The organism is Variovorax sp. UC122_21 (assembly GCF_044056785.1).
In the GTDB taxonomy this organism is placed as follows: Bacteria; Pseudomonadota; Gammaproteobacteria; order Burkholderiales; family Burkholderiaceae_C; genus Variovorax.
Map to the genome: position 1 here is coordinate 1,290,513 of NZ_CP172003.1, position 14,761 is coordinate 1,305,273.

The window sequence follows — 14,761 nt, forward strand, 5'->3', positions numbered from 1 at the left end:
GCTCGACCCGGTTGTTATGCGTTCTGAACGCCGGCTTAACAACGCTTGACAACGAATGACTGGATGCGAGGCGCTAACACGCCCACACTGGCTGCCACTCACCATTTCGGAGTCTGCCGCATGCAATCACAGGTTCAAAACAGGGCGACACATGTTCGGATCGATCATCCCGACCGGTACTTGGCGTGTGGCATTCGGGCCCTGCTGCGGGCACATGGCAACTACGAGGTTTCGGTCTGTTGCGATCCTGCGGGCGAGGTCGCGCACCCGGACCTGGTTCTGATCGACTACGACACGCTTTTCTCTGCCGGCTTCATTCTCCAGCGCCAGGCCCAGGCCCAGGCCCAGGCCAAAGGCTATGCACGAGGCCGGCCGCAGCCGCGGGTGATGGTCGTGGCTGACCGCTGCACGAGCTGGCAGGTACGCAAGGCGATCGATGCAGGTGTCATGAGCTACCTCACTGAGAACTGCAGCGCCGAGGAGATGCTGGCGGCGTTGCGGACTGTGGCCCTGGGGCAGCGGTATTTTCCGGTCGCCGTGGCACAGCAACTTGCAGACAGCCTGGCAATCCACGCGCCCACGCATCGGGAGCTGGCGGTGCTCAACTTGCTAGCCGACGGCTTGAACAACCGGGCTATCAGCCAGCAACTGTCGATTGGCGAGGGCACCGTCAAGACCCATGTCAAGGCACTCTTCAACAAGCTCCAAGTCCCCAGTCGGACCGCAGCTGTCGCGGCCGCCCAGCGCCTGGGCATGCTCTCGCGCGCCGCCGGCGGTATGGCCATGGGGCCGGCCGCTCCTTGGCCGCCTGACGGAGGCGTTGCAAGGACATGACTCCGTCGAGAACGATATCCGTGCGTGTCTGCCATGACGATGCCATGGTCAGCGCCGGGCTTTTGGATATCCTGGAGCGGGCGCCAGGCGTCGAGGGCGATGTCAGGGGAGGCACCTGACACCCGCGTCAGCGACGTGGTCGTGGCTAACTATTCCCGAGGGCTCGCGATGCTCGCGCCCACGGGAGCAAAAAATCCCCCCGACCTTGCCGCGCAGATTCCCACGGTGATCATCGTCACTCGACGTGCGGGCGAGATGGAGATCTCCCGAGCGCTTGCGCAGGGCGCCAGGGGCTACCTGCTTCGCCACTCGGATCCCGGCGAGCTTATAGACGCGGTGCGCTATGTGACCAACGGGGGGGTCCGATACCTGTGCCGCCAGTCGACCGTGCATCCTCGAGCGTGGCGGACCGCCAGCGAATTTCACGAGCCGCGAGGAGGACATTCTCCGATTCCTTGTCGCAGGCGAGTGCAACAAGGGCATCGCGCGACAGCTGAACATTTCCGCCCACACCGTCAAATCTCATATCTCGACCATCTGCGCCAAGCTCCAGGCCGAATCTAGGTCGCAGATCGCCATGCTGGTCAACCAGCGCGGACTCATCACGCTCGATAGAACTGCCGGCCCACGTCACACGGGGGCTCGCCAATATTTGCCATCAAACGTCACCAGCCATTGAGCGAGCACGCCGCCGGCGCTGCGCCCAGCGCCGGGCTGGGCTCGCTCATGGCGCGAGCCAAGAAAGCTGCGACCCTGCCCTGGATGCCCGATGGAGACACTGGAATTACTCTCGACCTATGGCGTGGCGCTACTGTTCGTCTGGATCCTCCTCGAACAAGTCGGCGTGCCACTGCCGGCCTACCCCGTGCTGATCGTTGCTGGAGCGTTGCTCGGCCGCGGCGAGATGCAACTGCTCCCACCTGATGCCCTCGGTGCTGCTCGCATGCCTGCTGTCGGACGGATTGCTGTACCTTGCCGGAAGGGTGTATGGGGAGCGCGTGCTCAAGAGGATCTGTCATTTGGCAGGGTCGTCCGCAGGTTGTCTGCGGGCTACCGAGGCGGTCTTTCGCCGTTTCGGACTGCCGACCCTGCTGTTCGCGAAGTTCATCCCTGGGTTCTCATCACTCATGACTTGCATGGCAGGCGTCATGGGCATGGGTGCCCGGGTGTTCATCGTGCTCGATTTGGTGGGATCGGCGCTCTGGGCAGGCAGCGCGCTGCTTCTCGGATGGAAGTTCCATGCCTCCCTGGACGACATCATCCACGTGTTCGAGACCATGGGGGCCTGGGGCATCGTGGCGCTCGTCTGCCTTGCGGCTGTGGCCATCGCCGGACGCCTGATCAGCAAACACTGCATTGGGCGCCGCTCCTCATTCGCCAAGGAGGAAGCCGATGCCGGCGCAGAGACTTGAGGTCATCGCGCATACACGGTGAGGTCGGCCCAATCCATCGGTTCCGAGTCGCCTGAAACGTTCAGCAGCTTCACGCTACTTCCTCGCGGGTCGAGTCGTGCATCGCCATCGCCCGATTCGACGGCCACGACGCCTGCCCGCAGGCTGCAGTAGCCGTGCGCTGCAGTTAGCCCAAGGCCTGCGCTGGCCCGATGAACTCGGACCGACTGGCCCTGACGTCGGTAGCCGGCGCGTATCTAAGCGAAGTCTGCGTCCGGCCAATCGCGCTAGGGTGGCAGAACTGGCTTGGCTGGCAGTTTGCGTTCGGACAAGCGGGCCGCAGCCATGATGAGCCTCATCCGCTCGGCCAAGCTCAACGAGCTCGACCCATGTGCGTACCTGCGCGACGCGCTTAAGCGCCTGCCGACGCAGCCGGCCTGCCGGAGCGGGCAGTTGATGCCGCATCAGTGGATAGAACTCACGAGCTTAGCGAACAGAGCTGCGCTTCGCAGCCGTTAGCTTTCGCCCGCGGCTTCATTCGGAAGCTGATGCCCATACGGTTAATGGCGTTCATCGCGGCGATGGTTAGGGTCAGGTCGACTAAGTCCTTCTCGCCAAACACCGCCAACGCCGCCTCGTAGGCTTCATCAGACGCGTGTGTTTCGCTGACGCGGGTGACTTCCTCGGACCAGGCGAGGGCCGCTTGCTCTTGCTTCGAGAACAGGTACTCCGCTTCGTGCCACACCGGCACTAGGACTACTTTCTCTACCGACATTCCGCCGGTCATCAGGTCACGGGTGTGGATGTCGATGCAGTGGGCACAGCCATTGATCTGCGAGACTCGCAGGAACACCAGATGAACAAGCTGGCTGGGCAAGGACGTGCCAGAGGTGACGAAGTGATGGAGGCCACCGATGGCCTTGGCGCCCTCTGGGGATGCTTGAAACCAAACTGTGCGGGTCATGAAACGCTTTCTTCAAGTTGAGGTTGGAAGCGGCTGCAAGAGCAGCCTGGTACCAAGACGTTTGACGTGATCGCGTTGTGACAGTCGCAGGAAAAAAATATCGACCAGGCCTCAGGCTCCTGATGGCGGCGCGGTTGGCCCGCAGCTCATGCAAGGAGCAGCTTTTCCTTCAACGGTGCCAATTTCTCAGGATTCCGCTGGATGCGAACCCGAAAGATCTGAACATCGGTGAACTCGAATGCCTGCACCGAGTCAAGCGCACCTTCGAGGTAGCGCAGGAGTGACCACTCGCCATTCAGCGTGGCCAGCTCAAGTCGCATAGCGTTGCCGTGGCGAAGGTGCATTGCGTAGTAAAGTTGGGCGATGCGTTGAGCGCCAAACAAAGGCCTCGCAAAGCTTGGCCTGACGTCGCCAAAGTCGCCCATCATCTGCGATTCCTCTGCGAGCAGCCTCTTTATGCCTTCAAGGTTGCCGCTCGAAATTGCCTGAACAAGTCGTCGCAACAGTTCCAGCTGAGCCGCTGCTGGCATTGGCAAAGCCTTCATGCCCATTGATTCGCGCGCGTTCTCGAGCCGTTGCTTGGCTCTATGAACAATCTGCCGGGCGGAAGCTTTGCTTCGGCCAATGGCCCGGGCTACTTCTTCGTACTCAGCGTCGAACACCTCACGCAGCAAAAATGCGGCCCGCGCTTCCGGCGACAGGCAGTCTAGAAGTAGCAAGAAGGCGATCGACACATCGTTGGCGGTTTCATACGCTTGCTCAGGCGTGGTCGGCGCCTGTTCCAACAACGGCTCGGGAAACCACGCGCCCGCGTACGTGGTTCTTCGCAGTTTGGCGGCCCGAAGACGGTCAATTGCCATCCGCGTAGTCACGGTCACGAGCCAGGCTTCAGCATTCAAGACTTGGGTCTGGGACGACTTTGCCTCCTCATGCCAGCGCAGCCATGCGTCTTGCACTAAATCTTCTGCTTCCTGCACAGATGAAAGCATGCGGTAGCCAATAGCCATCAGCCTGGGACGCACGTTCGAGAACAATTCGGTAGATGCGGATGACATTGCGAGCAAGTCTAGTACCAGTATGAAGGTCAAGCTCCTCGGTGGGCGTGGCCAGGTGACGCACCTTCCCTTCGGGGTCGCTTGCGATTTCGGGCGTCGCCTCGAGACTCTACGTTGCGCATGGCGTGGGGGAGGAATGCCATCCCAGCGGGGAAGTCGCGTCGATCGCCGCCTATCTTCACATGCTGAGGGTTCGGCGAGATCGGACTGCTTTCCCCTCTTGATGAGCGTCCTGCGCCGTCATGCCCAGAACCGCCACCATGGCCTCTGGACGCCTTCCAAGGAAGCAAGCGTGATCGGGCCAGCCAGGGGCGAGTAGTGGATGTGGTACCCCCCACGCCGGCGCAGCTCCTTCTCCGCCTCGTGGGCCAGCCCATGGGCATGGCGATCGCCGCGCAGTGCCTTACGGCGTTGCTGTTGTGCGATCACGGCAAGGTCGCAATCACTCAATGCATAGATGTCTTGAAGATCGTCGGTCATGGCCTTTTGCTCCTTGGAGGCAGTTTGCCTTGAACATCGCTGCACCGCCTCTTACCAATGTCCTGATTTCGGGGCTTGATGCAGTTGCTAACGAGGGCTGGTTGGCGCAAGGCGCCTTTTGAGAGAGGCGCTGCTGTCCCCTTCGCACGGCGAGCGCCTCTTGCCACGTGCGTAGATTCAGGTAACGGGCAGGTATTCGCGGTGATCTCGATCTGTTTCGAACCCCCGGCATCCGGGAAGTTTGCGGGTCGACGGATCTGGACCGCGTCTGCTGCCGTCAGATGTCTCCTCGTCGCGGCCCTCCGGGCCGTTAACCCGTCAGTTGGGCCCCCGGCTGACGGGTTTTTTCTTGGTCTACGCCATGGTGTCTCGATGGACGGGGAAGGGCGTCCTGCCCCGTTCGTTCGCGATGCAAGTAATGCGGCCAGGCGCAGGAGGAACTAACGCCGATGATGCCTCGCGCGGCGAACTCCCGCAGCATCGTAGGGCAGCAGGAGGCACTGTCACTCCTGTCTAGATATGTTCGCCGCGCGCTTACGCGGCCGATCACGGAGGCCGCATTGAGCGACCGCGCCGGTCCAGCTGGATGGGTTTGAATTCGGCTCGCGCTACAGGAACATCTCGCCCGCGGCAGGCCGATTCATGGCCGAGCGTGCTGTGGCTAGGAAGAAAGTTGCAGATGAAGGTGCATCGGTGCATCGCATGTCGTCATGATGTACTGCCCAGACGTGGTGGCGAAGCTTACCGAGCAAGCGGCCCAGGCAAAGCGATGGTTGCGGTTGGTCGATGTCGAACTCGAGGGTGAACAAGCCCTCGACATGAAGCCGATCAACCCGCGGTCGCTGGCGGCACCGTGCGTGGAGCGTGCAGACGATGCCGCTCGATGTCGCGTCGAAGTCCTCTAAAGGTTCGGCATCCCGGCCTCTGCGAGCAGTCGGTGACCCAACGCCCAGAGACGCTCGGCATTGTTGACGTCGACTGCGTACGGAGCGACACCTCCGCCGAAATTGCCCGGGCGTTGCTGGACGATCTGGGCCTCGTTGCAGTCCTCGAAATATCGTCCGCCGATGCCTGACAACAGGGGAGAGGCTGCCAGGAGCACGGAGGTGGCTGCCCCCTGGGCGATGCTTTTCTGGCGCTCGGGCGGGGTCTTCAGCCCGCCGGTGTATTTCTGCAGGTTAGTTGCGATGGCGCCGGGGTTCAGCGCATTGGCGGTGATGCCGTAGCCGACCCAGTGCTGAGTGAATGCGACCGCAGCCAACGCCAGTGCAGTCTTGCTTTGGCCGTAGGCCAGGAATGGATCGTAGGGGATGAACTGGAAATGGGGGTCGTCGAAGAACACAGGAGCGAACATATTGGCGCTCGAACTGAGAAAGACGACGCGCGCGTTCGCACCAGATCTCAACGCACCGCGAAGGCTCAGGGTCAACGCAAAGTGGCCAAGAAAATTCGTGGCAAATTGCCTTTCCCACCCCTTGCTTGTCCGCTCGAGTTGGGGCAGGGCCATGATGCCGGCGTTGTTGACCAGGATATGCAGGGGGCCGCTCCACTCCGCGCCGAATCGGTTGACGGATCCGAGGTCTTCTAGGTCGAGCACTGCGACGTCGATGCGCGCAAATGGGACGCTGGTGCGGATGGTATTTGCTGCCGAGTCGCCGGCGTCGCGGCGACGCACGGCCAGCGTGACTTCGGCGCCCGCGCGAGCGAGCGCGCGGGCGGTCTCGATCCCAATGCCCGATGAAGCGCCCGTCACGACGGCGCGCCGACCCGAAAGATCGACGCCCTGAAGCACCTCGTCGGCGGTGGAGTGAAATCCGAATGGTGTTGACAGCTTCATGGCCGGGTCCGTGGATGCAGGATGGCGACGTGCGTCGCCTGACACGTACAGTTTCGTGCGCGGCAGTGCAAGGCGGTCATCCGAAAGGGCGAGAATGAAGTGTCTCCAAGGCACGTCTTGCTCGTCTGGACCACGCGCCTGCTTCCTGCGACTCTGCCGTCGTTAAGGCTCGGTAATACATTGAACTGGCTTGCTGCACGTCGCCGCCTGCCTCGGCGCGGGTGCCAGCGACCCGCCGACCTCGGCGGCACTCCATTCGCCGAGCCCGGATTCGGCTCGTGCGACGAGATCGGCGTCCAGGAAGCGGTCGTCGAATGTGACCATCATTTCGCGCCTGGGCGCGTCAAGGTCGGCCACAATCGCCGCGGTCCGCTCCAGCATGTCATCCCGTTGGGCCGAGGCATTCAGGTTCACCGCGAACGCGTAGCATTGGGCCCAGCCATGCCAGTAGGCGAGGCCACGCGACTGCGTCTCTCTGAACATTGTGGTGACCCATGCTCCGGCGGTGTTCCATTGGCCTGACCAGATGGCGACCGGACAGACCCAGAACAGGACCATGCAGATGGTCAGCACATGGCCGCCGGCCTCAGCCTCGGCGACGGCCTGCTGCGCGATGGCCATGGCATGATGGTCGGCATCGTCGGAGATCCACAGCGAGCGCGCAAGGATGGCCTGCGCTATCAGCCGTGCATCGGGTTGCAACTGGTTGCCACGCGCTTGACGGATGCTGCGGTCGGCGTCGCACGCCATCTGCGCGTGCTGCCGTGCCAGCCCGAACTCGCCGCGGAAGTGTGCGCTCAGTGCAATCATCCGGTGGGCCAGGTTCAATGACGTGGCGTCTCTGGACTCCTGCGCGAAGGTGTGCAGGAGACGCGCATGCGTGAGCGCCTGTTGATACTCGCCACGTGTGATGCACAGGGCGCACAGTCCCCATCGGGATTGGAACTCCAGCAGTCGTGCATTCAGCGCCAGTGCGAGGCCAAGCGCGCGCTCGCAGGCAAGGACCATGTCTGTCATCGCGCCTCCGGTGTGCCATAGCGCGTTATAGAGTGCTATGTTCAGCGCGGCCTCTGTATGCCCGTCGGGTCCGAGGCGGCTGGAAGTCGGTCAAGCGATTGCATCACTCGGTCCCGATACTCTTCGACCTGCGACAGTCGAAACCACAGTGGGGCCGATGCCTGCGTCAGCAGGGACGCAAGTGCAACCCCATGCGTATGGGCGATGCATGATTCGATCGCGAAGCGCACATCATCGAGCCGATGGGCATAGCGATCGAGCCAGAGCGGGCCGTCAACGAGGGCAAGGTCGGCGGCCGCGGTTGCCATGGCCTCAAGCATGAGTTGGGCGTGCGCATGTACGGCCACGTCCCACTGGCCCTGGGCCTTCAGGACATCCTGCGCATAAGCGCGCGTTGTGTCCAGGAGCCTGTAAGGCGCGGATGGGTTGGCGCGATCGAACGCCACCAATGACTTGGTGGTCAGTGACAGGAGCGCGCGCATGGCGACATCCGCGTCCATCAGGTCGCCAGCCATCGCTTGCGCTGCCGCTATGTCGAATGGACCCCTGAAAACGGACAGCAGCGAGAACAGCCGTGCTTCCTTGGCATCGAGTAGGTCCATGCTCCAGTCGAGCGTAGCCCTCAGGCTGCGGTGGCGGGCTGATGATGCGAGGATGCGGCCAGAACGAAGCCGGATGTGATCCGCCAAGTGGTGGTCGGTGTCTTCCAGCGACTGCACGCCCAGGCGGGCCGCCACGAGTTCGATCGCCAAGGGAATCCCGTCGAGTCGACGGCAGAGCCTGGCAAGCAGGCTGGCATGCTCGTCGGCAAACGCCGGCGCGCCAGCGGCAGTCGCCAAATCGACCATCAATTCGATGGCAGGCGAGCGCAGGGCTTCGGCAAGCGATGCGGGCTGTTCATCGGCCAGTCCGAGCGCGGGCAGCCGGAACACGAATTCGCCATTGACGCCCAGCGGCTGGCGACTGGTGACCAGTATAGACAAGCGGGAAGCGCAGACAGGAGTGCGCTGCAGATGCCAGCCAAGGCGTCGATCACATGCTCGCAGTTGTCGAAGATAAGCAGGGTGTCGCTATCCGCAAGTCGATCGATGATGGCAGCCGTGCCTCGTCCGTCGTCCAGCGGCGCGCGAAGGGCCTGAGCGATTGCGCTCAGGACGAAGTCGGCCGAGTTGAGTGACGCGAAGTCGACGAACGCGAGATACTTCGAGCCACTGCCGGCGACGCGCAAGCGCTCCTGCGCCACATGAACGGCGACCGTTGTTTTGCCCATTCCGCCTGGCCCGACGACTGAGACGAGGGCGTTTTCGGCAGTCAGTGCTGCGAGCCGGGCAACTTCGTCCTGGCGTCCGACGAGTCGGGTCAGGCGCGATGGCGGCCGCGCGAACTCGGCCGGCGTCTGATCGACGAGCGCCGCGGCGGACGACGCCTTCGGCACGCCCTCCCTGGCGCCGGTAGATACTGCGCCTGTAAACTGATACCCGCGCATCGGGATGTTCACGATCCAGGGGGTTGGCCCTTGCCGCCCGTCCACGCCATCGAGAGCCTTGCGCAGGGCCGACATGTGCACGCGCAATTTGCCCTCATCCCCACTGCCACTGCCCCAGATGCTGGCGAGCAGTTCAGCATTCGTCACTGGTTGACCGGCACACCTTACCAACGCCACCAGCACGTCAATGGATCGTCCGCCCAGCCGCACTGGCTGCCCCTCGTGTTCGAGACGACGCTCTGCTGCGATCAACTCGAAGCGGCCGAAGCGCCAGCGATCTGGGGACGCAGCATCCGCAACCTTTAGGTCCATAAGTGTATTGTCCTGAGCGCGTCAGCGCACTTTTCTTGATTCATCCACGCCATCTCGGGACGGCCCTGTGGCTCGGCTGGCCAAGCATCGGGTGCGTCTGCGACGCTTGTGCGTTCTTATGCGCGATTCTCGCCATGAAGGCGTGGAACCCGCGAGTGTCCTGCGGCGCGCAGTCTTACACACCGTCGCAAAACGCGCTTTGGCCTCATCGGTCGTAGGTCGACCTAGGCTCAGCAACTCGTTTCATGGAAAATCGAGGGGCCGTTGCTGCTTGCGCATTTGCCCTCGGTCGACGCGCATTCGCTGCGAAGGCGTTACATTAGTGTTCACTTCGATTTCCGCGTCTTCGCATGTAGCTGCGTGGCTGCTGCGTGAGGGCGCATGTGGTATGCGCATGGTCTGGCTTGCGAGCTTTGCTCCGCGAATTCGGGGAGCGCGAGTGCACCGGAGGGAGCTTGGCGACACGGGTCGTCGAGTGCCGATGCGGTTCGTCGAAGCCATAGATGGTGGAATCTCAATGCCGCACCCCCCCCCCGAGGGCATCCCGGCGCCGGTTGAGCGCGTGAGGTCTCGATGGATCTTCGGTCCGTTTTTGCTTTGCGAGGCCCGAAGGCGCCTCGACTGCAACGGCGCGCAGGTGAGGTTGGGATCTCGATCGTTTGACATCCTATTGCACCTCGTGCGCCATGCCGGAGAAGTCGTTGGCAAGGAGGATCTTCTGGCGGTAGTCTGGGCGGGTCTTGTGGTCGAGGATGCGAGTGTCAGGACCCACATCTCCACGCTGCGCAAGGCGCTGCAGGCCGCGACGGCCGGGCAAGGTGAGACTCGCGAGTGGATTACCAGTGTTCCACTGAAGGGCTACAGCTTCATTGGGCCGGTCTCGCTCCAGAGCGAACAGGGCGATGTCGTCCTCCTGCAGCAACCGGCGACCAGGGTGCCGTCGTCCTTTGTTCGACCGCCCGTGCGCCTGGCCAGCCTGGTCGGGCGCGACGAGGACAGCGAGCGCCTTTCGGCCGCGCTTGCCCAGCGACGTCTGGTGTCAGTTGTTGGAACCGCCGGCATGGGAAAGACCAGCCTTGCCATCAAGGTTGCCAGCGCCCATGGCATGTCCGAGGGTGAATTTCCGCGCGAGGTGGCCTTCGCCGATTTGGCGCCGCTCGCATCGGGAGATCGCGTGCTTGCCGCGCTGGCGCGGTCTCTGGCCGTGCCAATCGATGCCACCGACACCCTTCGACTGATCGAGCAACGTCTGGATGGGCGGCGCGTCCTATTGATGTTCGACAACTGCGAACATGTGATCGACACTGTCGCTCCGATCGTTGCCAGGTTGCTGAGCAATCTGCCGGAATTGCAGGTGCTGGCAACGAGTCGGGAAGCTCTGCGCATCGGTGGCGAATTCGTCTACCGACTTCCGACACTGGTCGTGCCGCCCCATGAGCCAATCGGCCTTCGCGAGGCACTTCAGTTTTCTGCAGTTCGCTTGCTCGTCGAGCGCGCCGAAGCGGCTGGCGCGCCCACCTTCGGCGACGCTGACACCGAGGCATTGGTTCGAATTTCGCGCGCGCTTGACGGGATTCCGCTCGCGATTGAATTGATCGCCAGCCGGCTGAGCGTGCAGTCCATAGCCGATCTGATGCTTCGCCTGGACGATCACCTACAGTGGTATTCGATGAGCACGCGCTCCGGTGCGGCGCGACATCGGACCTTGGCTGCCGCACTCAATTGGAGCGTGGCACTGCTCAGTCCGTTGGAGCAATGCCTGTTCCGAAGATTGTCGGTCTTCAGGGGCCAGTTCGATGCGGCTTCGGCCCTAAACCTGCTCTCTGACCAAGTACCGCCTGATCGAGCGCTGGACGTGCTTACCAACTTGGTCGGCAAGTCTCTCGTGCGCTTCGTCTCCTTCAGCACTGCGGCCCCCTATCGGCTGCTCGACACCACGAGGGTCTATGCGACCGGCTTGTTGGTGGATAGCGGCGAGAGTGATGCCGTGTATTCAGTACATGCCCGCCACATGATCGAGGTCATGAACACGGCCGTGTCCGATCTTTCGACAATGAATGTCGAGCGCTGGAACGAGCGCTACGGTCACTGTTTGGACGACGTGCGTTTCGCCCTGGACGGCCAGGACACTTCCCAGCCGGGACAGCGATCTTTGTCGGGCGAACTGACGGTTGCCTCGGCGCCGCTGTGGTTCCACGCATCGCAGATCGAGGAGTTCCGTGATCGGGTGCTCGCTGCCTTGCGTAACGAGGAGGCGCGCGGCGGCGCTGATGCCGAGACGGTCACTTGGCTGCAGATCGCCCTGAGCAATACGCTGTGGCATACCCGGGGGCCCGTTCCGGAGATGCAGCAGGCATGCGAGCGGGCATTTAGTTCTTCGCTGAGTTCGGGCTCGCCGCTGCTTGAACTGCAGGCAAGATGGGCGCGCTGCATTTTCCTTGTCGCCAGCGGTGCCTACTCAACCGGCAAGCGGCAAGCCGATGAACTTCACGTGTTCGCCTTGCGGAACAACGATCCTGCCGCCAAAAACCTGGCCCATCGGATGATGGCGCTGTCGAGCCATTTCTGCGGCGAATTCGAACTCTCAAGGCTCCATGGCGAGGAAGCGCTCGGGACGTCGGGAGGCACGCCACGCATGCGCGGCAACATGCTTCAGATCGCGGCCAATGTCGCCTCTCGCGTCTTCCTTGCCCGGACACTCTGGATTCAGGGTGCGGCCAATGAAGCCATTGCGACGGCCGAAGGTGCGATGCGTGAAGCGCAGCAGACGGGCCAGGCGCTTTCGTTGTGCTTCGCCCTGTTCGGCGCTTGTCCTGTTGCGATATGGGCCGGAGACCTGCCGCGTGCCAGGGAACTTGTCGACCTCATGTTGCTGGAGAGCGAGCGGCGAGGTCTTGTGTATTGGAACCAGTGGGCGCGGTGCTTCGAGCTGGGTGTGAAGATCCTTGCTGGGGAGATGAACGACGTTCAGTTGGAGGTCGATCGTGCTGCCTGGGGCCAAATGGATCAACCGCGGCGGGAAATGTTGGTTACCTTCAGTCCGAAATTCATCGATGACCGCATGGTCTGCGCAGTCTGGCAGGGCGAGAGCCAGTGGTGTGCCGCCGAGGTCTGGCGGGCAGCAGGTCATCGCCGAGAGATGGACGGTGACCTCGAGGAAGCTCAGGCCCACTATCTACGGGCCGCCGAAGTAAGCCGTCGACAAGGTGCCAGGGTCTGGGAGCTTCGCGCAGCGCTCGCGCAGGCGCGGCTTTGGCTTCGCGCTGGCCGGCAAGGGGATGCCAAGAACGCGTTGGAGGGCGCGCTCGGTCGCTGCCTGCCGGGTCAAGACTTCCCGGACCGGCGCGAGGCGAATGCGCTCTTAATGCGAACTGGGAATGCGCAGTGACAAGGTGTTCGGCGCGAGGCGCACGGGTTCAATGTCAGGCGTTGAGCTTGGTCGCTTGTCAGAGTTTCGTACGTCGATGCACTGCGGATGTCCCATGTCAACTTAGTCGCAGGCTCTTCAGCGTTTGCGTGAGATGCGCCACGCGCGTTCGCCCAGAACGGCCAGCAGGCACAGTGCGGCCATTGCCGCGATCGCGGTGAAGTAGTCGAGAGATGCCATGAAGCTGGCCTGCTGCACCATGATGCCGTTGATGGTGGAATAGGCCATCTGCAACGCCTTGGCGGGATCAGCGCTGGCACCGTAACGCTGGGTCAGAATGCGCAAGGTGCCCTGAAGAGCGAGGCTATCCGGCCCGAGGACTTCGCTGAACCGCACATAGTGCTGCGCTAGGCGCCATTGGGAGAAGAGCGTCGCCGCGCAGATGCCCGAAGCGATACCCAATTGCGCCAGCACGTTCTTGATCTGGTTGGCGTGGGAGAAAACGGTCTCGTCGCGCTGTACGTCCCGGAATGTTTGAACCGCGGTAGTCGACAGCACTGTGATGACGAAGGCGCCTGCACAGAACAGCGCCGGAAGGATGCCGTATTCGATACTTGCCGTCTCACTCATGCGGCCGATAAGTACGCCCGCGGTGGTGAGAAGGAGAAAGCCGGCGAAGTAGTACCGCGCAGGTCCTTGGTTGCGCGGAACTAGGCGGGACAGGATGATCCATGCCACTATACCGCCCGAGGATCCAATGGCCACGTAGCGGGCGGCGATGTAAAGCGGCAGGTCTAGACTGCGAAGCAGCATCGGAATGGCGGTGTTGTTGGCGCCGAGAATGCCGTAGCACAGCCCGAACACAGCAAGGCCAATCAGATATCGTCGCTGCGACATGTCATGCAAACGGAGGGCGGGTTGCTTGCTCGACAGAACCAGCCACACTGTGAGAACGAGGGTCATGAGGCCTAGTGCGACGTAGCCATACAGCGGAGAGCGCATCGAGAAGAAATCGAACGTACTTCGTTGCTCGGCAAACAGCAAGAGAGCGCTGCCACCTGCCAGGGCCAGTAAGCCTCTTAGATCGAAGGGTGTGCGCGTCGCTAAGCGCTCACATGGGAGCGCAAGCTCTCCCAGAACGGCAATGACAAAGGCAGGAATGAGTTGCGCAAGGTATGCCATCCGCCAGTCGGATGATGCCAACGCCATCGATGCAGCCAGCGGCCCGCATGTCACCCCCCAGGCAATTCCCGAGGCAAGGAATCGGATGCCGGTGAAGCGCAGGGGCGATGGAGGCAAGAGATTGACAAGCACGCGGGCAGCGGTCATAAAAGACGCACATCCGAGTGCAGTCAGGAGTCGTCCGATGGTAAAGCCCCCGAGAGACTGGCTTGCCGCACATGTGAGGGAGCCGGCGACGAAGAATGCGCACGAAAGCCGGATGAACCATCGCCAGCCCATGCGCTCGACGAGCCAGCGATGGTTGAAGATGATCCCGATGGCGGTGACAGCATAAAGGGTCGCCACCACACTGTATTCCTCCGGACTAGCGCCAAGATCGCCCATCACGGGCGCGGCGTTGAAGGCGAAGATCCCGATCTGCAGGAAATCGCTGAACGGCAGAGCGCCAACGAGCAGAAAGAGCCAGATCCGGTGGGCAGCGGGCCTGTCGTTCATCGAAGATTAGGGGCATTGCCCGGTTGGATTGATCTACGCGCCATGGCATTTCCGTCGGTCACCGTGTGCGGCAACGACTGGTCGTCAAACCGTGGCGGCGCGCTCGGTTGATGCATGGACCGGCGAGTCAGCCGGACGGCGCCCGATCGATTCGCGCGGCAACAGCAGCACGTGTTCATCCGCCAAGCCTAGGCGCAGCTTCGCCTGCATCCATCGCCCGTTCGGCGTCTGCCCTCTATCCATTTCGGGCGTCATTCACCGGTGGCACGACGCTAGTGGCGGCAGTGTTGGCCGACAAAAAGTAGAGGCGGCACTCCTTCCATGGAGCCCCCGCGAATGCC

11 protein-coding genes and 2 pseudogenes are annotated in these 14,761 nt (G+C 62.4%); 5 read left to right on the plus strand and 8 right to left on the minus strand.

The window, feature by feature from the left end:
- Positions 1-120: 120 nt before the first annotated feature.
- From ACHMXE_RS06605 to ACHMXE_RS06620, 4 genes and pseudogenes are all read left to right on the plus strand, one after another.
- The gene (locus ACHMXE_RS06605) at positions 121-834 is read left to right on the plus strand and encodes a DNA-binding response regulator (RefSeq protein WP_395344993.1); all 714 of its coding nucleotides are present in this window, start codon (positions 121-123) and stop codon (positions 832-834) included.
- 442 nt (positions 835-1,276) lie between these two features.
- On the plus strand, positions 1,277-1,513 hold the full coding sequence (locus ACHMXE_RS06610; RefSeq protein ID WP_395347449.1) for a response regulator transcription factor: 237 nt from the start codon (positions 1,277-1,279) through the stop codon (positions 1,511-1,513).
- A 244-nt stretch (positions 1,514-1,757) separates the two neighbouring features.
- Positions 1,758-2,246 (plus strand): DedA family protein, encoded by a 489-nt coding sequence (locus tag ACHMXE_RS06615; RefSeq protein WP_395344995.1) that lies wholly within the window; start codon positions 1,758-1,760, stop codon positions 2,244-2,246.
- 251 nt (positions 2,247-2,497) lie between these two features.
- Positions 2,498-2,744 (plus strand): annotated as a pseudogene (locus ACHMXE_RS06620) (transposase domain-containing protein); the annotation flags it as partial.
- On the opposite strand, the gene ACHMXE_RS06625 reads toward ACHMXE_RS06620, so the two are convergent.
- The 7 genes from ACHMXE_RS06625 to ACHMXE_RS06655 all read right to left on the minus strand — a co-directional run bounded on the left by ACHMXE_RS06625 (position 2,704) and on the right by ACHMXE_RS06655 (position 9,316).
- Positions 2,704-3,189 carry a carboxymuconolactone decarboxylase family protein gene (locus tag ACHMXE_RS06625; protein WP_395344997.1) on the minus strand — a complete coding sequence of 162 codons (486 nt, stop codon included), beginning with the start codon at positions 3,187-3,189 and terminating at the stop codon, positions 2,704-2,706. The pseudogene ACHMXE_RS06620 and the gene ACHMXE_RS06625 sit on opposite strands and share 41 nt — an antisense overlap.
- Before the next feature lie 146 nt (positions 3,190-3,335).
- The gene (locus ACHMXE_RS06630; RefSeq protein ID WP_395344999.1) at positions 3,336-4,244 is read right to left on the minus strand and encodes a sigma-70 family RNA polymerase sigma factor; all 909 of its coding nucleotides are present in this window, start codon (positions 4,242-4,244) and stop codon (positions 3,336-3,338) included.
- 240 nt (positions 4,245-4,484) lie between these two features.
- A complete protein-coding gene (locus ACHMXE_RS06635; RefSeq protein WP_203208138.1) occupies positions 4,485-4,724 on the minus strand; it encodes a hypothetical protein in 240 nt (79 codons plus the stop codon).
- Between the two features lie 901 nt (positions 4,725-5,625).
- A complete protein-coding gene (locus tag ACHMXE_RS06640; RefSeq protein WP_203208137.1) occupies positions 5,626-6,561 on the minus strand; it encodes an SDR family NAD(P)-dependent oxidoreductase in 936 nt (311 codons plus the stop codon).
- Positions 6,562-6,723: 162 nt separating this feature from the next.
- On the minus strand, positions 6,724-7,578 hold the full coding sequence (locus tag ACHMXE_RS06645) for a hypothetical protein (protein ID WP_395345002.1): 855 nt from the start codon (positions 7,576-7,578) through the stop codon (positions 6,724-6,726).
- Between the two features lie 41 nt (positions 7,579-7,619).
- Entirely contained in the window at positions 7,620-8,510 is an 891-nt protein-coding gene (locus ACHMXE_RS06650) for an ATP-binding protein (protein ID WP_395345004.1), read from the minus strand.
- Positions 8,426-9,316, minus strand: coding sequence for a winged helix-turn-helix domain-containing protein (locus ACHMXE_RS06655; protein WP_395345006.1), 891 nt, complete (start codon positions 9,314-9,316; stop codon positions 8,426-8,428). The genes ACHMXE_RS06650 and ACHMXE_RS06655 overlap by 85 nt, the downstream gene beginning before the upstream one ends.
- Positions 9,317-9,893: 577 nt before the next feature.
- Here ACHMXE_RS06655 and ACHMXE_RS06660 point away from each other — a divergent pair.
- A pseudogene (locus ACHMXE_RS06660) lies at positions 9,894-11,048 on the plus strand (ATP-binding protein); the annotation flags it as partial.
- A 1,833-nt stretch (positions 11,049-12,881) separates the two neighbouring features.
- Here ACHMXE_RS06660 and ACHMXE_RS06665 read toward each other — a convergent pair.
- Positions 12,882-14,420, minus strand: coding sequence for an MFS transporter (locus ACHMXE_RS06665; RefSeq protein WP_203208134.1), 1,539 nt, complete (start codon positions 14,418-14,420; stop codon positions 12,882-12,884).
- Positions 14,421-14,761: the final 341 nt, after the last annotated feature.